23 protein-coding genes and 2 pseudogenes are annotated in these 18887 nt (G+C 37.0%); 3 read left to right on the top strand and 22 right to left on the bottom strand.

Annotation, left to right across the window (positions count from 1 at the left end; translation table 11 throughout):
* Positions 1-31: 31 nt before the first annotated feature.
* The 3 genes from ACZ42W_RS07985 to def all read right to left on the bottom strand — a co-directional run bounded on the left by ACZ42W_RS07985 (position 32) and on the right by def (position 2104).
* Positions 32-481: a GNAT family N-acetyltransferase gene (locus ACZ42W_RS07985; protein ID WP_464169798.1), complete on the bottom strand. Its 450-nt coding sequence runs from the start codon at positions 479-481 to the stop codon at positions 32-34.
* A gap of 243 nt (positions 482-724) precedes the next feature.
* Entirely contained in the window at positions 725-1474 is a 750-nt protein-coding gene (locus tag ACZ42W_RS07980; RefSeq protein WP_464169796.1) for a hypothetical protein, read from the bottom strand.
* 174 nt (positions 1475-1648) lie between these two features.
* A complete protein-coding gene (gene def / locus ACZ42W_RS07975; RefSeq protein WP_464169794.1) occupies positions 1649-2104 on the bottom strand; it encodes a peptide deformylase in 456 nt (151 codons plus the stop codon).
* A gap of 28 nt (positions 2105-2132) precedes the next feature.
* On the opposite strand from def, the pseudogene ACZ42W_RS07970 reads away from it, so the two are divergent.
* Positions 2133-2264: pseudogene (locus ACZ42W_RS07970) on the top strand (helix-turn-helix transcriptional regulator); the annotation flags it as partial.
* 23 nt (positions 2265-2287) lie between these two features.
* Here ACZ42W_RS07970 and ACZ42W_RS07965 read toward each other — a convergent pair.
* The 6 genes from ACZ42W_RS07965 to ACZ42W_RS07940 form a co-directional block, all read right to left on the bottom strand.
* Entirely contained in the window at positions 2288-2626 is a 339-nt protein-coding gene (locus ACZ42W_RS07965; RefSeq protein WP_464169792.1) for a hypothetical protein, read from the bottom strand.
* A 311-nt stretch (positions 2627-2937) separates the two neighbouring features.
* Positions 2938-3384: a MarR family winged helix-turn-helix transcriptional regulator gene (locus ACZ42W_RS07960; RefSeq protein ID WP_464169790.1), complete on the bottom strand. Its 447-nt coding sequence runs from the start codon at positions 3382-3384 to the stop codon at positions 2938-2940.
* 55 nt (positions 3385-3439) lie between these two features.
* Complete coding sequence (locus ACZ42W_RS07955) at positions 3440-3763, bottom strand: DMT family transporter (protein WP_464169788.1); 324 nt, start codon at positions 3761-3763, stop codon at positions 3440-3442.
* A 179-nt stretch (positions 3764-3942) separates the two neighbouring features.
* Positions 3943-4416 carry a VOC family protein gene (locus tag ACZ42W_RS07950; RefSeq protein WP_464169786.1) on the bottom strand — a complete coding sequence of 158 codons (474 nt, stop codon included), beginning with the start codon at positions 4414-4416 and terminating at the stop codon, positions 3943-3945.
* Between the two features lie 37 nt (positions 4417-4453).
* A complete protein-coding gene (locus ACZ42W_RS07945; RefSeq protein ID WP_464169784.1) occupies positions 4454-5167 on the bottom strand; it encodes a 4Fe-4S double cluster binding domain-containing protein in 714 nt (237 codons plus the stop codon).
* 535 nt (positions 5168-5702) lie between these two features.
* Complete coding sequence (locus tag ACZ42W_RS07940) at positions 5703-6278, bottom strand: hypothetical protein (RefSeq protein ID WP_464169782.1); 576 nt, start codon at positions 6276-6278, stop codon at positions 5703-5705.
* A 501-nt stretch (positions 6279-6779) separates the two neighbouring features.
* On the opposite strand from ACZ42W_RS07940, the gene ACZ42W_RS07935 reads away from it, so the two are divergent.
* Entirely contained in the window at positions 6780-7880 is a 1101-nt protein-coding gene (locus ACZ42W_RS07935) for a lactonase family protein (RefSeq protein WP_464169780.1), read from the top strand.
* 69 nt (positions 7881-7949) lie between these two features.
* Here the strand turns inward: ACZ42W_RS07935 and ACZ42W_RS07930 are convergent, their stop codons facing one another.
* The 3 genes from ACZ42W_RS07930 to ACZ42W_RS07920 all read right to left on the bottom strand — a co-directional run bounded on the left by ACZ42W_RS07930 (position 7950) and on the right by ACZ42W_RS07920 (position 10367).
* Entirely contained in the window at positions 7950-8873 is a 924-nt protein-coding gene (locus tag ACZ42W_RS07930) for a TIGR01777 family oxidoreductase (RefSeq protein ID WP_464169778.1), read from the bottom strand.
* 237 nt (positions 8874-9110) lie between these two features.
* Positions 9111-9587: a hypothetical protein gene (locus ACZ42W_RS07925; protein WP_464169776.1), complete on the bottom strand. Its 477-nt coding sequence runs from the start codon at positions 9585-9587 to the stop codon at positions 9111-9113.
* 279 nt (positions 9588-9866) lie between these two features.
* The gene (locus ACZ42W_RS07920; protein ID WP_464169774.1) at positions 9867-10367 is read right to left on the bottom strand and encodes a GNAT family N-acetyltransferase; all 501 of its coding nucleotides are present in this window, start codon (positions 10365-10367) and stop codon (positions 9867-9869) included.
* 364 nt (positions 10368-10731) lie between these two features.
* Here ACZ42W_RS07920 and ACZ42W_RS07915 point away from each other — a divergent pair, with 364 nt between their 5' ends.
* Complete coding sequence (locus tag ACZ42W_RS07915; RefSeq protein WP_464169772.1) at positions 10732-11454, top strand: hypothetical protein; 723 nt, start codon at positions 10732-10734, stop codon at positions 11452-11454.
* Positions 11455-11534: 80 nt separating this feature from the next.
* Here the strand turns inward: ACZ42W_RS07915 and ACZ42W_RS07910 are convergent, their stop codons facing one another.
* From ACZ42W_RS07910 to ACZ42W_RS07865, 10 genes and pseudogenes are all read right to left on the bottom strand, one after another.
* Positions 11535-11882, bottom strand: coding sequence for an NUDIX domain-containing protein (locus ACZ42W_RS07910; protein ID WP_464170910.1), 348 nt, complete (start codon positions 11880-11882; stop codon positions 11535-11537).
* Positions 11883-12149: 267 nt separating this feature from the next.
* Entirely contained in the window at positions 12150-12545 is a 396-nt protein-coding gene (locus ACZ42W_RS07905) for a ribosomal maturation YjgA family protein (protein WP_464169770.1), read from the bottom strand.
* Between the two features lie 13 nt (positions 12546-12558).
* The gene (locus tag ACZ42W_RS07900; protein WP_464169768.1) at positions 12559-13113 is read right to left on the bottom strand and encodes a GNAT family N-acetyltransferase; all 555 of its coding nucleotides are present in this window, start codon (positions 13111-13113) and stop codon (positions 12559-12561) included.
* A 188-nt stretch (positions 13114-13301) separates the two neighbouring features.
* Positions 13302-13841, bottom strand: a complete 540-nt coding sequence (locus tag ACZ42W_RS07895; protein WP_464169766.1) for a nitroreductase family protein — start codon at positions 13839-13841, stop codon at positions 13302-13304.
* A gap of 285 nt (positions 13842-14126) precedes the next feature.
* Entirely contained in the window at positions 14127-14855 is a 729-nt protein-coding gene (locus ACZ42W_RS07890; RefSeq protein ID WP_464169764.1) for a class I SAM-dependent methyltransferase, read from the bottom strand.
* Positions 14856-14991: 136 nt separating this feature from the next.
* On the bottom strand, positions 14992-15546 hold the full coding sequence (locus ACZ42W_RS07885; RefSeq protein WP_464169762.1) for a GNAT family N-acetyltransferase: 555 nt from the start codon (positions 15544-15546) through the stop codon (positions 14992-14994).
* Between the two features lie 418 nt (positions 15547-15964).
* Positions 15965-16477, bottom strand: coding sequence for a hypothetical protein (locus tag ACZ42W_RS07880; RefSeq protein ID WP_464169761.1), 513 nt, complete (start codon positions 16475-16477; stop codon positions 15965-15967).
* A gap of 235 nt (positions 16478-16712) precedes the next feature.
* The gene (locus tag ACZ42W_RS07875; RefSeq protein WP_464169759.1) at positions 16713-16880 is read right to left on the bottom strand and encodes a hypothetical protein; all 168 of its coding nucleotides are present in this window, start codon (positions 16878-16880) and stop codon (positions 16713-16715) included.
* Positions 16881-16999: 119 nt separating this feature from the next.
* A pseudogene (locus ACZ42W_RS07870) lies at positions 17000-17782 on the bottom strand (DUF5714 domain-containing protein); the annotation flags it as partial.
* A gap of 452 nt (positions 17783-18234) precedes the next feature.
* Positions 18235-18708, bottom strand: coding sequence for a hypothetical protein (locus ACZ42W_RS07865; RefSeq protein ID WP_464169758.1), 474 nt, complete (start codon positions 18706-18708; stop codon positions 18235-18237).
* Positions 18709-18887: the final 179 nt, after the last annotated feature.

The following is an 18887-nucleotide window of genomic DNA, read 5'->3' as shown; positions in this document are numbered from 1 at the left end:
TCTAATTTCACATAATAAGAAGAATATGTATTTAAATTATGTGCTTTTCAAAGCACACTGCTTCAGGATTGTTAACATATTTACCATAGTTTGGTATACGATGATATCCTCTATGCTCATAGAATACTACCGCTCGTGTATTTATCAATCGAGTTTCAAGCCAAAGAATAGAGTAACCCAGTTTTTGTGCCTGTGTTTCTAAGTAACATAAAATTTCAGTTCCTACGCCCATTGCTTTTGTTTTAGCAAACATCCGCTTGACCTCAGCGATATTTTCATTAATAGGGCGTATGGCTCCACAGCCTATTCCTTCTCCATCGTCGTTGTAAGCTATTACAAATAAGGAACGTGAAGCACAAATATCGTTCAGATTAAACGAACTCTTCCCGCTGTCACCTGTTATGAACTCTAAATCCTCAGATAGTTCATCCATTAAAAGAAGAACATCGGGTATGTTCGGATCTACTTCTACAATTTTCATTTTTACTTCCTCCATATATTAAAACAAAGGTTAATAATATCTTAAATTCATATCTTCTAACAAATGACTATTAATTAAAACTTAAACAATCGCTGCCCTATCCGGGCAAGGACGCCTGGTCCCGCATGGTCTATCTCCTAACGTTTAGGGATTCCCGTAGCTTCCCAACCACATTCATCATCCTCTAGCTGCGGGAATCCTGTGTTATGCGATGTCGGCAAAGGGTATCATGCATTGTATCAATTATTTCACTCCTAGTGTTTGTTTCCATTTCGAAGTCCATTGCTTGTCCATTCGACTCAATCGTTCTTTACGCAAGTTCTCCTTCATTATCCACCTAATGTCTTTATCCTCATTCGAAAACCATTTCTCCATTAGATCTTTTCCATTTTGTGGATCAGCCACTACCGCCACACTCCACCCATATCCCAAAGTCTTTCGAAGAGTTTTAAAGTTTTCCTCTTTTCTATCACAAATGTCTAGTAAATCCTCAGTGAGTTGGTCAAGAAATCCCAGTACTTGTTGAACCGTATTATTTTGAGTAAGTAGTCTGGGTTCGCATAAGGTTGCAACGACCGCTCGCCTCTCCAGTAGATTCCCTTTTCTCCAAATCTCCATTTCCCGAAGCACTAAATCTATGTCCGAATCGCCTAGAAGCTGAAGGGCAATCGCAACCCCTTCTCGTATCCTCCATCTTTTGTCCGAAGAAAAATGACGCAAGTCATTAAGGAATTGTTTTTTGCCTTCAGAGATTAATTTCCCTAGGCCGACAGTTCCGCAAATTGTTAAAAACTCTTCAGGAATGTTAGTTGAATCATTCATCAAGTTAAAATTCAAGTATCTAATAAAGGTCTCCTCGGTTCCGACATCGACAACTGCTTGTAGAAGTTCAAGGTTGGCTCTCGGTCCAGGGAGTCCCGACTCTTTTAACAAGTACTCGTCCCAATCAGGAAGATTACTGAGAATATTCTTGTAAGTATTAACCTTACCCATTTTCATATAATCCTTTCTACAATTAAAGTGACCTAGATGACGCATAACGTCCTGCGTATCCCGAAGTCTGGTTACTACCTTTATATTCTCTCAGATTTTGGGAATACGTTGATATACGAAGCCGTACGCCCCCAAATTCAGAGGCTGCCATGGACGGCAGCCCCTCCAGTTATGCTATCTTCTTAAATATTCGGTAACAAAATCTGTAAAAAGTACTCCTTCCAAATGATCTATTTCATGACAAAAACATTTTGCTAAATCTCCTGTACCTGTCAATATAATTTCCTCACCATTTTCATTCAATGCCTGTACAGTTACTTTTGCAGGTCTTATTAATTTTCCAAAAATATTAGGAAAACTTAAACACCCTTCAATTACTTTTTGTTTTCCTTCCTGCTTAATTATCTTTGGATTAACCAACTTTATTAAACCTTGTCCCATATCTATTACAACTAATTTCTTCAAGATCCCTACTTGAGGAGCAGCTAACCCTGCTCCATTTCCAGCATTATACATTGTTTCAGCCATATCATTTAAAATTTGTTTTATCTTTTCATCAATAACTTCAACTTCTTTGCTTTTCTTTCTCAATATTTCGTTATCAAAAAGCATGAGTTGTCTTAATGCCATTAAATCACACCTCTGCTTTGTTGAGCTCTTGATTTTCTTTCACTTTCCTCAAAAAGAAAAATATCCTCGAGAGTTTGTGGGGGTTTCAAGACAAGCAATTAATGCTATTGAAACTGAAAAATTTGAACCATCTATCTGGTTGGCCTATGATATTTCAAAACATATAATTGTTTAATTTGAAAATCACCCCAAAAAGTAACTAATAAAAATAAGCATAACTCCTGAAATAATTATGCTTATTCCACAAACCTTGGGATCAAATACTCCATGTTTCATAAAGTTGTTATAGAAGTTTGGAAATGATTGGTATTGTCCATCTACCGTCCCATCAAAAGTCCTTATCTCAGTTGGATCACCACCGATACTTGACAAACATCCTACCGCAACTACAACAAGCCCAACCCAAAATAGAACATCAATAATTGCAAAACCATATAATTTAGCAATTATTAATGAAAAAATGCACGCTAATATTAAAGACAATAATAAGTAGATTAAAGCATTGAACATTTTTCTCTTCACTGATATTCCCTCTTTGCAAGTTATTGCTTAGATTGAGATAATTTGAAAAACATTTTTTGAAACCGTCGTTTCATCTAACGCCCTGGCATTGCCGAAGCGTCCCAACCGCATCATCTTTACAAGTTACGGCAATGCCTTGTTATACGAAGCCGTACACCCAGAATCAGAGGCCGCCATGGACGGCGGCCCCTTGAACCTCCGCATCTTTTAGTACGCTATTTAAGAACATTGCGTACTAGTTAAAATATTAGCCATCATCTACAATATGGTTAAACGGTATGAGCGTAACTTATCTTTCCAAATCTAATACTTTACTTGGAAAGGCTTTTAATTAATGAATTAGATAATAATTCAAAACTCTCTATCACATTCCTACGTTGTTCTTGTGACATTTGATTAAAAGTCTCAATCTCTGCTAACTTTAGTTTGTCAAGGATAGAGTTTGCAAATAATGTTCCCTTTTCAGTAAATCCAATAATCTTATTTCTACGGTCATTAGTATTTGCTTCTTTAAGTATATATCCATCCTTTTCAAGTCCTGATAATATTTGAGATACAGTCTGTTTAGGTAAAAATAATTTGCTACAAATTTGACTTTGTGTACAGTATGGTACTGTATTATTTATTACATATAAAACAAACAAAGTAGTTTCTTGCATACCATGCCTTTTAGCCCAAACATGGTATATATTATTTATTTCAAACCATGAGTTATAATAACTGTCTATCTGTTGATTAATTTTCTCTTTGCTATCCATTTTCCATACACGCTTCCTTTTATCATTAGATAATACCTCTGACAATCATAATAAATTAATGACTTGCTCCACTTAAATTTAATCCAACAACGCCTAAAACAATGAAAAGTATAGATATTACTTTTAATACATTAATACTTTCTTTAAAAACAAATATTCCAATTGCTGATAATACAACTATTCCAATCGCAGACCATATAGCATACGCTACACTCATATCTATCTTTTTTAGTGAAATAGAGAGAAAAATAAAGCATATTATGTATCCTAAAAATGTTCCTACAGTTGGTAATATTTTCGTAAAACCATTAGACATTTTCATCAAAGTTGTTGAAGAAATTTCAAATGCAATTGCTAGAAATAAATAAATCCACTCCATATAAAAAACCTCACTCCACAGATAATATTAGTCCAATTACGGACCAATATTATTGTAGCTTGATTTATTTAATCTGTCAAAAATAATGTAACTACTTATATTTAATCCTTAATTGCAGCCTCCGTATCATTTCAGTACACCAATAAGAAGATTGTGACGTTTGCTTACTACAGGTCAACTCATAATGTACTTAAGCAAGATTTCACATAATCAACTGGTACATCCATTCTTATAGCAGTTTCTTCAATTGATAGACCACTGTTTAAGAATCGTCTGACAACCATAATCATATTTTCTCCGACTTCAATTATATGCTTATCAGGGTCATAGAAGCGAACAACACGCTGCCCCCAAGAATGTTCTATCATAGGATGTACATAGTTAATGTCTACAATGGCATGCATCTTTTGAATAAAAACATCAAAATCGTCTTCTTCAAAATATAACTCTGTTACATTTCCTCCAAAAATAATTTCACTATCCTGCTTGTCGATAAAAGTTAACCAAGTATCCTTCGTCTGTAATGAAATACCACCTGATAGAGTTACATTTGCACCAAAATCAACAATAACTTCTAACCCAAGCAATTCATAGTAAAATCGCTTTGCCTTTTCCATATCCGAAACAACTATCAATGGATTTGAGAATTTCACTATACACCTCCTCAATGAGATTATAGAGATGATATCCTTACTTCAGTAGCTCGCCAGGACGTGGCCCCCTCAAATATCTCTCCGTCCAGGGACATTTAAGTATGCATAATCCACATAAACTTTCAACTATGCCTGCTTTATAGCTTCTTTCTCGTGCTATTTTTCTACAATCAAATGCATTATAAAAGTCATCCCTATCTTTATTAACATCCCAATTTTCACCCGATACCGCTCCAGCTGGACATTCCTTCTTACACTTTATGCAATCGCCGCACTTTGATTTAATGATTGGTATTCCAGTTTCCAAGCTAGCATCCGTTAGAACAGTTGAAATTCTGATTGCTGAACCAAACTCTTCTGTCACTAATAAAGCACACTTTCCAATCCATCCTATTCCAGCGCGAGTTGCAACTGTCTTATGAGGCAATTCTGTTCTTCTTGTCCTTTCATCTATTTCAACATTTCTTTGCAGATTTGGATAAGCTGAATAGCCCTTTCCTTTGAGGATCTCAGCGGCATATTCATCGAGTTTATCTAATAGTCTATTTAGCTTTTTGTATTCTTCGTAGTATTCTAAAGTGGGTCCAGTGCCAATTCCCAATAATACTTCCGGCTTTATACTTACCCCTATCAAAATCCCAAAGTCATATCCTTTTGTATTTTCTCTTGGTAGACAAGTTAAATCAGCAAATCCAACTAATGAAGCACCTTTAGATATTAATTTTTCTTTTAATTCCTTACTAATACTCATATAATCCTCCTAACCAAATCCGCCACACGATGGGGCCAGCCCCACGGGCAATTTTACATAACGTTTAGGGATTCCCGAGGCGTCCTAACTACATACATGGGATTATCTAATCAGTACACCCTAAGATTACCTCACCCTTAAATAATTCCATCTTAACCATAGATATCCTTTGTTTTTCTATACAAAAACAATGCCGATCCAGATATCTGGACCGGCTTTTATTAGCTAATCTTTATACTTCTAAAATATCAAGGTTTAAGAATCAGTCTTAATATTTAATTGAGGTTGATTTTAAATTTTATAGAGATAAGTTACTGTGTTTTAAATTGGACTTATTTAAAATGTGCGCAGCCCCAAGATCATCAGGTTTCAATTAAACCGCAAAATTAGATAAAGGTTAGAAAAAGGACAAGCTTACTAGCTTGTCCTTGATAAATAACCCGTGTATTAAAGCCCTCTATTGCTATTATACGATAGAGGACTTTTCCTTTATGAATGGTATTTCTCAACCAACAATTCAGAGCGGTAAATTTTTTTATGATAAAGAATTTAAAACCTGTTTATATATATCCTGTGGTTGTAATGGTTGCCTATTTTGGGTTTCATTTTGTTGATTATTCGAGTTACTTCCGTTTGAGCTATTGCCATTAGAGTTATTCCCATTTAAGTTGCTATCGTTGGGTTTTTGCCCATTTTGATTATTTCCTTTTTGGTTATCTCTTTGAGAATGAGTAGTTAAATAGTTTTTTTGTTGTTCGGTAAACACTGCATTTATAGCATCGGCTTTTTGCTGAAGAAAATCTTGACTAGGATTAGCAGTATTAATTAAATCTTGGAGAATCGGCTTGATCTTATCCTTCTGGTCGCTAGTCAAAACCATTTGTTGGTCACTTTGTAAACGGCGTATTTCCATTGTTGCCTGTACTGCGGGGTTTTGTGTAGGTTTCCCTTGGTTTTGTTGAGTAGATGGTTGTTGGGTTGCTGGTACAGAAGTTGTTACTGCTGAGTTAGATGAACCACAACCGCTAACTCCGACAACTATCATGGATAATAACACACCCGTTAATAACCACATCTTACCATTATCAAGCACTTTACCTTGCTTTTTCATACGAAAATAATATCCTCCTTCATTAACATATATTCTTCTTGTTAGCCACAATATAGAATTGTTGTTATTCTCTTTAACGTGTCCACCACCTAGATCATTTGGTTTAAGAGCACTTTTAACAGCATCCTCATTCTAGGATTTCTATCTGAAATTATGCTGAAATTATGCTTAAAGTCTACTGAAGATAAACTGAAAGTTTTAGTAAAGGCTATGAAAAATGTGAGATCATCCACGCCAATGATGGCGCGGCCTTTGCACGATATGTCGTATAACTCGCCCATATGCCGCGCCCGCGGCATCTATTCTAATGAAAAATTTTACCTATTAGTATTCATCAAACGTGCCAAAACCAATATAAGATGAATACTTTGAACCGATAGCATTACTGAAGAGTTTACAATAAATTAGAGTTTTCCAAGTAAACTTGATGGCAAATAGGAAATCGTCAGAATGGCAGTTAGGATTCGGATTTTAAATGGCTTTGCGGAGGAGTATCATAAAATGCAGACAACAAACTATTTTCGCCCAAGCATGGTTTACATGATGACCAATATGCCAGTAATAAATGAAGTCGTTGCTTTTTGCCGCGGTATGAATGGAATACTTACTATTATAGGTTCCTATCCAACAGGTGGCAGAGGAACTGGCGCAAGGGAAGTCTCGACTGCAACGGTAAACGAAGGCGTCGATCCACTTGCGTCAAAAGGCTCAGTAGCATTATCCCGTGATGGCCGTTTCCTTTTTGCGGTTAATGCAGGCAGCAATACTATCAGTAGTTTCATCATAACTAACAGTGGGGAACTCGTTCTAGCAGATGTTAAGCCATCAGGAGGTGCTCAACCTAATGGCCTGGATGTATTTGGTGATCTTCTCTATGTTTCTAATGTGGGCAATGCCGCCAATAATTTTTCATCTAATATCAATGGTTTTCGCATAAATGATGATGGACGTCTTGTTCATATTGCAGGATCCATCCATTCCCTAAGCACTATTAATGCTCAACCAGCGGGACTTGCATTTACTCCTGATGGCAGTAAAATCGTTGTATCTGAGTATACTACAAACCGTCTCAGTGTATTCAAAGTTAATAAAAATGGTACAGTCACAGGACCAGTAATTAACAATTCTTACGGTATGGGGCCGTTCGGATCTTATTTCCTATCCTCAGGAATCCTTTTAGTTACAGAAGTAGTTTCCAATGCTCTGTCATCATATTCAGTTAGCGACAATGGGATCCTTAATGTTATCAGTGGCTCTGTACCGACCGGCCAAAAGGCCACTTGCTGGGTTATTGCTACGAGAAATGAACGTTTCGCTTATACTACCAACACTTTAAGTGGTACAATTACAACCTACCGCATTGATTATAGAGGAGCGTTGACAGTTATCGGCACTACTACCAGTACACCGCCAGGTGTAGCCGCTGGCCTGCCAATAGATGTTGGAGTGAGTCAAGACGGACGCAATTTTTACACCCTTAACGGAAATCAGGGCACAATCTCAGTATTTCATATCAATAATGATGGTAGTCTTGTCAGATTGCAGATTGCAGCATCGGCTGACTTCCCATATCTTGGATCACAAGGTTTAGTTGTTCTGTAGTTCTTTTTAATGAGGTAATAAATAGCTAATAAAAAATGCTACGGATGATCTTTGGAATGGAATGTGTTGTTAGATGCCGTTCCGGTTCACCAGAGCATTCTCTAAAGCTTCCTTTAACTTTGGAAACCTATATTCAAAATTCGTATTTAGAATTTTCTTTGGAACAACTCGTTGTCCGTGTAATAACATTTCAGCCATTTGACCTAATGCTATTTTTAATATAATATCTGGCACCGGTAACCATGATGGGCTATTTAGAACTTTACCTAGTATCTTGCTAAAATCTCTCATTCTTTCTGGATTTGGAGTAACAGCATTTATAGGACCAGTCAGCTCTTGATGTTCGATTATAAACCTTATCATACTCGTTAAATCTTGAATATGTATCCAGGATAGCCATTGATTCCCCTTACCCAATGGACCTCCCATGTAAAACTTAAATGGCAATGCCATTCTGTTTAGTGCGCCTTCATTTCCTAAAACTACGCCAATCCGAATGGTTACTACTCGGGTTAAATTACTTTTAACCTTGTATGCTTCATTTTCCCAATCTCGACAAACTTGTGCTAGAAAATCCTGTCCCACTTCATTAGACTCAGTCATCTCTTCATCCTCATGGGGGCCATAGTATCCAACTGCTGAAGCATTAATTAGAACTTTAGGTTGAATAGTACCATTGTTAATAGCAGTAACAATTGCACCAGTTGTTCTTATCCTACTTGCTATAATCTCCTCTTTTACTGAATTGGTCCATCGACGATTACCGATTGACTCACCCGCTAAATTAATGACTACGTCAATTTGCTCCAGCTTTAAAGCCGAAGATAAAGGTAAATTATTGTCCCACTCTATTACCTGAACATTATTTTCAATAATGCTAGTAGTCTTTTGAGGATTTCTCGTTACAACATATACCTGATATCCATTCTTAATTAATTCCACTATCAGATTTCTTCCGACAAAACCCGTCCCACCAAAAACTAACACATTCATCTTTCCACCTCCGGAATGGCGTCTAACGTTCTTGGCATCCACAAAGCGTCCTGACCGCATTCAATTTGGCAATTTTCGTGAATCCTTGTTATCTTATGGGGCGCCTCTTGTGAGACAGACCTTGAGACCTGAAAACAGATAACTTTAGGGATTCCCGAGGCGTCCTAACTACATGTATCATCTCTAGTTTCGGGAATCCTGTGTTATATGACGATACGCCCCCATTTGATGCTAAACTCATTCAAGATTCAGATGCGCATTAACATTATCTATTAATTTATATGCACAAGAGATAATGTCCTTTGTCAATCCATCTTCAGTTATTCCTAAATTTTCATGACCCGTTAACTCATGATTTATTGATCCAAAATCAGACAGAATTTCAGGCCATTCAAGGTCAGAACATATCCTCCCGATTATTGAACATCCCTTTACAGGTAAAAGTTTCCCTTTAATTATTTCCTCTGAAACTAACTTTGCTCGATAATAACCGAGTGCATTCTTCGATGGATAATCAAATCCTAAATCCTTAATCGCTTGCTCCAACAAAAATCTAACTTCATCTTTCTCATTTCTTGTTAGTGAAGCTAACTGAATAATTGGGTCAGACTCATTTCCATCTATGACTTGGTTCATTGCCCATTGAATAATTTCAAATTCACTTATAGCACCTGTTTCAAAGTAAAAAATCATCTTGAATAAATGTTCCTTCACAATCTTCATTCCCTTACCTAAAATAGACTCTATCAGCGTCCAGTCATATAACGATCCTCAGGTTCCCGCTGCGCACTTACAACATGCATCATCTTACAAGTGACAGGAACGTGCTGTTATGCTTATGAGTAGACTAAATCAATCATTTCTCTTCATTACTTCAAACTCATTTTCTAGAACTGACATGATCGATAATGAAAGATATTTCCCATTTAAGAAAACACTTTCCCGTAATATTCCTTCTTCTTTAGGAATCAGATTCCACTTTAAGAGATACTTTTATATGAGTTTTTCACAACAAAAAAACTCTCCTTTTCTAAAAAAAACTTTACCGGTTACTTCGTATCCCAGTTTATTATAAAAACCTACTGCTCTAGGATTTTTAACAAAAACATCTAATCTAATTGCCTCATGTTGTCTATTTTTCGCTAGTCCCTCAACATATCTTACTAAACGTTTTGCAATCCCTTTTCCTTCATGTTGTGGATGAACCATTAATCTATGAATGACCGCAATCTTTTCTCCCTCATATCCCCAACTAATTTCTTTGTATTCTGGATCTTGATACTCGTTTAAGACAATACAAGCTATTACTTCCTCTGAATTATTAGCAAATACAACGTATAACGATTTATTTCTTATATCACCCAAAAAGACATTTTTATTTGGATAAACCTCATCCCATTGATCTATTAAGTTATTCACCATGTTTTCTGAACAATATTTACATAAACTCAGAACTTCTTCTATGTGTCTTTCCGAAGCTTGTATAATATCCATACTCCACTCACCTCCAAAGCATAGTGAAAATCATTAAAAGTTGTACAAGAAAAAACTATTTGACCGAAATGGCGTATAACGTTTGAGGATTCCCGCAGCGCCATGGCGTATTCCTCTTTGCAAAGTTGCGGGAATCCTGTGTTATACGAAGACATACGTTCCACAAAACTAGAGACCACCATGGACAGCGTTTCCTTGAACCACCCACAAAACATTACAGCATAGAATTAGAATATTTTAAAGATAATGTCCCGATAAGTTTTAAGATTAATCATCTTCCTAGAACGGGATTAACCCACTGAAAAACTGGTTAGAGAACGAACTATTAAAGGGAAAATCGAAACAAGATATAGGAGGATTTTCAATGCGGTTACATAATCAGTTTGGGACTCTTTTTCTTTGTCTTCTCCTCACTGCCTGTTCCACTTCTACCGCATCTTCAAAAAACTCAGTCAAAAGCATTACACTAGATACAAAAGGTGTCCCTGAAAATCTAACGGTTTATGTAAACGAGGAACCCCAACCGAACAAGACAAATAATGGCGAGATAAAGTTATCCATTCCTGAAGGTCAAGACAACTTCATTAAAGTCAAAAATGAAAACCCGAGAGTTACTTACCAAGTTGAAATACCCCAAGAAAGCAAAAATACTGTCTCTCTTAAGATTGAGCCTATGGAGAATGAAGAATTAAATCGGCAAGTGGCTGATTTCCTTAAGGGTTATTTGGAAGCGGTTAATCGAAAGAAGAATGCCCTTTCCTTCTTATCAAAAGAATCAATCTTTAATCCTAAAGAAGTCTACAAGCATTCGTATAAATCGGCTGTCCTCTATACTGCGTCATTTAAGCCTTCTATGATTAATGATAAACCTGAAATTATCGTGCTTGTTGATACTGAAAATCGTGAAACCCCTTCTTATACCTGGACGTACCAGTTCCGTTTACTTTGGGAAGATGGAAATTGGAAAATCTTCCATCAACGGGTATTGTATGAGGTATTTGAAGGAAAACTCCTTTATGAAAATGAAAAGGGAACCTATCCCGGCAAGCAATCTCCTGGACCCCATGATATAGTCCTATCTTTTTAGATTTTACGAGCAAATATTGTTCGATCATGTGGTGGCATACACCATGTTAGTCCAAAATTGCAATTAAGAGCAAAGCATTTCTAATTATTTATATAATCGTTACCAACCGACCTTAATATTGCCCAAGCTTGATGTTCTAAAAACAGGCACTCAATTGCTTTCTGTGGCTCAAGCCAAAGTAGTTGGTGATCATCTTCTATTTCATTCTTAACTTTATCCTTCAAGGTAACAATATAAAAATGTCCGACACCATGCATGTAACATTTCATTGTATCGGAATAGTGGTATTTAGATGCTTTGCCAATAAATTCTCGGATTCTTATTGAATACCCTGTTTCTTCGACGAACTCCCGTTCAATACATTCCTGATGAGTTTCGTCACCTTCAATCCCACCGCCCGGCAAGAAGTAACCAGTTGATGTTTTTATTACTGCAACTTCACCTTTCTCGTTGAATACTATTCCATAAACACCTGGTCGCTTAAGATAATTAATACCATCTATTTTCTGTCCGAATACTATCTTCTCAATAATTTTCCCCTCCCAACACTATTAAGAACGAGATTTTGTGAAATTCTGTTATTTAACTTATCATTATAATCCGACCTAGTGGTTTCAGAAACTCTGTGTTATATGTCGTATGGCAAAGTAAGCATTCACAAATAATTAGTATTTGCACATCAACGGTCAATACTTTCAACGATTTTTGGTAAGAATAACGAATCTTTCTAAGAGGACACCTACACTAATTCCAATACTATATGAAACCAAATCACTCCACAAAAAGCCATAACCCAAAACTAATCCCCCTAACCTTGTCTGTCTTAATGAGTCAATCCACTGTGAATGATACAATTGACTTATCTCAATACAGAAAGAGAACAAAAAAGCTAGTACTGCAATCCATCTAGTCTCTATAGTCCTAAATATGAGACCGAAAAGGAAATAAACCATGAGTGCCCATAAAGCGTCACCCAAGTATATATTAATCCAATTAGGTAAATGTACTGATAAGTATCTGGCGCCCAGACCTAGTATCATAACGATAATTACCAAAGCAAAATATGTAAAACCATTCCTCTTAACTAACATAATGGCAGTCCTCTCAACGAATATTGCAATCTCTAGCAGATCTCCATTCCTCTTCTAAAATACTCATTTCATATAGACTCCAATAGCAATTGCCAACCTTCCTTGAGTCCCTCAGAAATCCTTCTTTAACAAATCCTACTTTTTCGTAACAACTAATTGCCTGGTGGTTAAAGTCAAAAACACCAAGGCTTATTTTATGTAGACCAAACTCTTCAAAACCAATACCTATTATAGTTTTCAATACTAACTGTCCGATTCCACTTCCCCTTTTATTCTGTTCCCCAATCAAAAATCTCCCGATTCTACCAGATTTGTTTCTTCTATCAATTTTGCCTAACTCAATCATGCCAACACATTGATTGCTCTCCACCTGAACAATCTTATAGACAAATGTGTCCGAGTCCTGCTCGTTTGCTCCACGAGAAAAGTAGGTATCAAGCTGTTCTTTAGTTAATGGGTAATCAAAAATGGGGCCTGCCCATTGCATCAAAAATTCCGGTGTGGAGTTTTTATTCCAGTCAAGCACTTTATCGAAATCATCCCGTGTTATATACTCTAGCCTTAGCATTTAACCTTCTCCTTGTTTGGATTCTCCAAAAATTTACACCCCGAAAGTTATAATGACGCATAACGTCTCGCGTGTTCCCGACGCGCCCACACCACATTCATCATCCTCCAAGCGTCAGGAACACGCTGCTATATGATGCGACCACCTATAAGACCCGCCCCCCTATTTTTGCCCTTCTCTAAACTCTTTTACCAAATTTCATTATGTATTATTTCTTCAAGTTTCTTTCTAGGACGAGCTTTCGGTGCTTCGTTTGCATAGCCAAGAGTAATAATACTGACCACATATTTATCGGAAGGCACATGTAAGATCGCTCTAATTTCTTCTTGTATGAACCATGCAACCCAGCAAGTACCTAGTCCAATATTGTTAGCTTCAAGTACAATATGCTCAATAGCAATAGATGTATCTCTGATTATTTGCTTGAGTTCTTGTTGCGGACTATATTCATCGAGTGATATTTCTACATTATCTTCAATTCTAGAACGTATATCTGCGACACACACAATGAAAACTGGTGCGGAGAGCATCCATTTTTGATTATGAGATGCTTCAGCCAATTTTTGTCTAGTTAATTCTGATTTGACGATGATAAAATGCCATGGTTGTGTATTACTACCGGATGGAGCAAGCCTTGCACTCTCTAATAATTGAATAATTTTCTCATCTTCTACTGGTTTATCAAGATATTTTCTTATACTTCTACGCATCTTAATCTGCTCAATCATAATATTACTTCCTTTTCTTGAACTACTTCTATTTCCTGTGGTCCGGGATAGTAGCTTTATACCATCACTTCTTAGGTAAGGGTACACTTTTATCGAAACTTCAAATGCGGGATCTAGACTAACGCAAATTGAGGACCTCAATTTTAAATTTATAACTATTAAGAATTCTCCGGCATGGTCGTGTCATATAACGTTGTGGGGTTCCCGACGCGTCCCAACCACATGCATCATCCTCTAATTTCGGGAATCCTGTGTTATATGGCGTTGGAGTCCCTAAATGCTACTTTATGCTTTTCTAAATAGGGCTGCCCATAAAAATGATTTGCCAAAAGCAGTAGCAGGTTGCTTAATTTCATTCATCATACGCAATTCAATTATATCGAAGGCTCCCTCGAATAACTTCCTAAGCTTTCCTTCTGTAAAAGCCTGCCCACCTTTAAGGCTACGCAATCTATAAACTTCCCAATCACTTATCTCTGCCCCACCACCTTGCCCATGGGCAAAGCACGTTAATCCAAAATATCCACCTGGCTTCAATGCCCTCTTAATTAGTTCGATATAATTAATTCTCCTGTGCGGAGCAATATGGTGTAAGCAACCCGCATCGTATATAAAGTCATACTTACATTTATCATTTACAATATCGAAAACAGAACCGTTTATAAATGTGATATCTACGTTGGATCTATCGGCATTCTGATGAGCCCAGCTAATTGCTTCTGAAGAAATATCTATTGCTTCAACTTGACAACCTTTTTTAGCCATATATATTGCATTACGCCCATTCCCACATCCAATTTCAAGTGCCGTATCTGGATTAATATCATAATCTTCGAAATAGGAAATTAAGTTTTCATCAGGTACATCTACAAAAAAGGGAATGTCCTTTTCCTTATCACAGTAAAATCCATCCCAAAAAGGAGCCGGTTCCCTTAACAGAGAATCCAACATGCTTAATACATCTTCTGCATTTAATATATCTTCCAAATCATTATTTCCGGAAACCTCATTCATCCCTTAATCTCTCTCCTCTATTTCTCCAATGTCATATAACGTTTTAAGGGTTTGCGATGTCGGGTTATTACTTAAAATGGTCTACCCCGATGTCGCAAACCCTCTGTTAGACGAAGAACTAATCTTTCATATCCACTTACGAATTAACCATTTGTGGAAACAATTGTAGTTCACACCATTCTCGTTGCAAAATTGAGTAATGAAGTTGGTCAAACTTTTTATCTTTAATCCAATAGTGTTCTCTCAACCTGCCATCTAACTTAAAACCCGTTTTTTCTAGTAGTGCAATCGATTGAATGTTGTAAGATGATGTTGTTGCGTAAATTTTGTTCAGTCCCTCTTCTTCAGATAGAACCATTTTTAGCAATAAAGAAAGCATTACTGTACCTATACCCATTCCACGCAAATCTGGGGGGATATAATAGCCAACCTCTTTGCTGTGATTTCTTGGATTATAGTCGAACAACATAATCCTTCCCAGTGGAATGTTTGCACTGTGTTGCTCAACTAATACAAATACTTCCTTTATCCCGCTACTAATCTTATTTATGTTGTTTTGTTTGTACTCATCGAATGATAGTAACTCATGCAGTGGTCGGCATGTGTAAAACTCACGGTCCTTCTCCATTCGATCCCATTCATACAAAACTCTAATATGTTTATCTTCTAATCTCATCAACTGATAATTCATTTATTGTGTCTCCATGCCTTTTTCCAAACTATAACTTTATGACCCTATACTTCAGCCCCGAAATTGGTTTTTCGTCTAAAGTACCGGATTCCCGATACTTTCCTCTTCTGGCACCCTCGCGGAAATCTATTGTTATGTGCCGTTGGCAGAGGTATACCACATCATTCCCTTTCTTCCTCATTATCATTTTCTCTCTTTATTCCCGCACTTCTAATAGTATCTAAGAAATTAACCAATCCTCGTGAACCAAGAAAAATTCCCACTCCTATAATAAACTGTGTAATTATTCCGATGCCTCCGATTAATATTTTCTCAGTAGAATCAGGAACTTCGCGCATCGAATAAAAGAAGCCAGAGGTCGCCACGGACGTCGGCCCCTGGAACGCCCCCTTAGCTCATTACGCCATTATTTAAAGACTTATCTTAGATAATCCCTTAGATAAAAAATCTTATCATTCTGGCTATGCCATATACTCTGCCATGTAACCTTTACCTTGAAATCTCTAAGCACATTCCTTAAATCCTCTTCAGATATATCCTTTAAATAAATCTCAATATTGTCCGCATATTCCTTGCCACTACCGTGTTCAAATTCCCCACCACTTAATATCTGTATACTGTCATCGCTTTCTAAATATTTATGGAGCAAATCCCTTTCTATCTTTACGGAGTTTATAAGCTCAAACCCAAATGGTGTTGTTACTTTTATCTCTACACTTAAATGTCTAAATTTCTCAATTCCTTTATCTTGTGAGATTACTTGTTTATTGTCTAATATTCTTTCATAGTCAACACTGCTGATCTTAGTAATTTGAGCTCCAAAATCTATCTTTGGTTGTACATAAGATAAGAGGTAAAAAAAATAAGCAAGAATTATTATCACGGGTAACAAAATAGGCAACACATAGAATAATCGTTTTTTATCTTTCATAAAATCCCCGCTTATTCTAAAATCTCATACTATCTCCGCGCATGGACGCGCGGCCTTTGCGTACGGTTTCGGATAACGATTAGGAGTTCCCGAAGCGTCCCAACCACATTCACCTTCCTCTAGTTGCGGGAACTCTGTGTTATCCGATGCCGTACGCCCCCAAATTCAGAGGCCGCCATGGACGGCGCCTCCGTATCTTTTAGTACGCAATTTATGAATAATGTGTACTAAAACCCTATTTATCTTTCAATCTTTCCTGAATATCTTTAAGTTTTTCGTCAATTCTATTGAGTTTTCTAATCTGCCATACCATAAAAGCAAGTAAAGCAACTGGTACTAAAATGAAGGGCATAAATACACTAATAGCAACCGCAGGAGTAATAAACGCTGGGAAAATAAACATTTATTGTACCTCCTTCTATACACTATCTATGGGCATTGTTCCATTTTTATTTCTATACTTACTTCACTTAATCCTGCGGGTAGGTCACAACATAAGAAAAATGTATAATATCACTGCTTTTAATATTGCACATTGCCATATCTTTTTTTAAGATTCTGAGGTGTCTCGTTCATTTTGAAATAGGAACATTTAGATTCTCTACATCCATGAGGGTGGCGTGAACTGTGAGTACAAATAATTGCTTCACCAGGCGAAGGCAAGGATACATTAAGATGCTCTTTAGCAGATTTAATGCCCTCTCTAAGTGCAGTCCAGACGAAATTCTTACAACAGCATGGACCAGTTTGGTCAGCAATAGCATTTACTATTCTACCTACTACTTTCATTGTCGTCGCTGTTTCTTGGTGTTTAGGGCATGCTGCACCGAGAATAACACTGAAACATGCTCCGATTGCAGGAGCAATACCACAAACACCCGTTAAACCGCAATATCCACCAATTGCTTGTCTTTGGGTTCTGGTTAATGCCTCTACAATATGTTCGTTAGAAAGTTCAATTGTGCCTTCATTCTTTAGAGATGCCATCAAAGCACCACATGCAATCCAAGCATTTTCACAACCTAGCATGGGTACTTTGTCTTTAAGGTTCATCAGGGTTTCTGCAATTTCTAAAGGGTTCTTAGAGGTTGTGGTTAGAACATAGTCTTTAATCGTCTCGAAGACATCTCTGCCATGACATTCGTCACAAATATAATGACCGTTAGGACATAAAATGTTCGCAAGCTCAGTTTTACCGCAACTGAAACAAGTGAGTTCCTTACCGTTGCTGAAGTATTCTAATTTACCTCCGCATACCTGGCAATTTTCTGTATTGCTCTCTTCTGGATGCTGACCAGCATCACTATTACTGCCTCAACAACTAGCTGCTGGAAGATTATATGTTTCTGAATTTTCAGCCATGAGATATCACCTCTGTTCTATGTTTTTAAAAAAGTAACATCTTCTCGAAGACATCTTATTTATGTTATAGTCACTACCCCAATTGTTTCCTCCTAACTTTTAACTTCTTTGAGGAAATTATACCCCCCATCCGTAAAATGAAATTTCATGAAGTTGTATATCGCATTTTCTTACAAATGCGCACTTTCCACTACTAATTCCGTAATCCGCGCATGGACGCGCGGCAATTGCGTACGGTTTCGGATAACGCCTGGGCATTGCCGAAGCATCCCAACCACATTCATCTTAACAATTTTCGGCAATGCCTTGTTATACGCTGTGCAATGCCCCCAGATTCAGAACCCGCCACGGACGGCGGGCCATTTAAAAAAGTTTCCCGCTCAATATAGCCAATTCTATGTAATGATAGTTATACAACAATCTGTATTCCACAGTATTTCAAAATCAAACCTAGGAATTCCCGAGAAGCTACATTCCTTTTGTAATATTTCATCCATTTTGTCGTTCCCAAACCAGAGAGACCAAAGCTCAATATTGGCACCTTTATCGAAATTAACCTGTAAATATTCTTGAAATTGCCTTTTGCACCTTAAGTTAAATTTACCACCAAGCCAATATATATATTTCTTCTTGATACATTCTTCTATTCCATAAGGAGGATTAGTACATATCGATATTTGTAATCCAGTAGTATCAGCACCATCCGGAATAAATAATGTTTTACAATCATCTGGAAGTTTATCAAGATCCCAAAAAGATTCAGGCCTAGGATTCATCTCCTTTAAGTCCTTAACTGTCAGCTTCATAATACCTGACAAATCAATTTCTGGTAATTCATAATCAGAAGCGATAAATATATATCTACTCAAAGAACCACATCCTATAAAAATATTTTTACAATAATCCTGAGAAAGATATATTCAACACCCGCCATGAATGGCGGGCTTTTGCATTGCATGGCGTATAACGAACGGGGATTCCCGCAGCGTCACGACCACATTCATCATCTTCTAGTTGCGGGAATCTTGTGTTATATGATGCGACAACT

Source organism: Desulfitobacterium elongatum (assembly GCF_055378975.1).
This window is presented reverse-complemented; position numbering and strand designations above follow the sequence as displayed.

Bases quoted from the DNA above. Each gene is read 5' to 3' on its own strand.
- ACZ42W_RS07955 (WP_464169788.1), bottom strand. From the start codon at position 3,763: ATGGAGTGGATTTATTTATTTCTAGCAATTGCATTTGAAATTTCTTCA.
- ACZ42W_RS07930 (WP_464169778.1), bottom strand. From the start codon at position 8,873: ATGAATGTGTTAGTTTTTGGTGGGACGGGTTTTGTCGGAAGAAATCTG.
- ACZ42W_RS07980 (WP_464169796.1), bottom strand. From the start codon at position 1,474: ATGGGTAAGGTTAATACTTACAAGAATATTCTCAGTAATCTTCCTGAT.
- ACZ42W_RS07935 (WP_464169780.1), top strand. From the start codon at position 6,780: ATGCAGACAACAAACTATTTTCGCCCAAGCATGGTTTACATGATGACC.
- ACZ42W_RS07960 (WP_464169790.1), bottom strand. From the start codon at position 3,384: ATGGATAGCAAAGAGAAAATTAATCAACAGATAGACAGTTATTATAAC.
- ACZ42W_RS07875 (WP_464169759.1), bottom strand. From the start codon at position 16,880: ATGTTTATTTTCCCAGCGTTTATTACTCCTGCGGTTGCTATTAGTGTA.
- ACZ42W_RS07900 (WP_464169768.1), bottom strand. From the start codon at position 13,113: ATGCTAAGGCTAGAGTATATAACACGGGATGATTTCGATAAAGTGCTT.
- ACZ42W_RS07905 (WP_464169770.1), bottom strand. From the start codon at position 12,545: ATGTTAGTTAAGAGGAATGGTTTTACATATTTTGCTTTGGTAATTATC.
- ACZ42W_RS07920 (WP_464169774.1), bottom strand. From the start codon at position 10,367: ATGGATATTATACAAGCTTCGGAAAGACACATAGAAGAAGTTCTGAGT.
- ACZ42W_RS07895 (WP_464169766.1), bottom strand. From the start codon at position 13,841: ATGATTGAGCAGATTAAGATGCGTAGAAGTATAAGAAAATATCTTGAT.
- ACZ42W_RS07985 (WP_464169798.1), bottom strand. From the start codon at position 481: ATGAAAATTGTAGAAGTAGATCCGAACATACCCGATGTTCTTCTTTTA.
- ACZ42W_RS07915 (WP_464169772.1), top strand. From the start codon at position 10,732: ATGCGGTTACATAATCAGTTTGGGACTCTTTTTCTTTGTCTTCTCCTC.
- ACZ42W_RS07885 (WP_464169762.1), bottom strand. From the start codon at position 15,546: ATGAATTATCAGTTGATGAGATTAGAAGATAAACATATTAGAGTTTTG.
- def (WP_464169794.1), bottom strand. From the start codon at position 2,104: ATGGCATTAAGACAACTCATGCTTTTTGATAACGAAATATTGAGAAAG.
- ACZ42W_RS07940 (WP_464169782.1), bottom strand. From the start codon at position 6,278: ATGAAAAAGCAAGGTAAAGTGCTTGATAATGGTAAGATGTGGTTATTA.
- ACZ42W_RS07890 (WP_464169764.1), bottom strand. From the start codon at position 14,855: ATGAATGAGGTTTCCGGAAATAATGATTTGGAAGATATATTAAATGCA.
- ACZ42W_RS07880 (WP_464169761.1), bottom strand. From the start codon at position 16,477: ATGAAAGATAAAAAACGATTATTCTATGTGTTGCCTATTTTGTTACCC.
- ACZ42W_RS07945 (WP_464169784.1), bottom strand. From the start codon at position 5,167: ATGAGTATTAGTAAGGAATTAAAAGAAAAATTAATATCTAAAGGTGCT.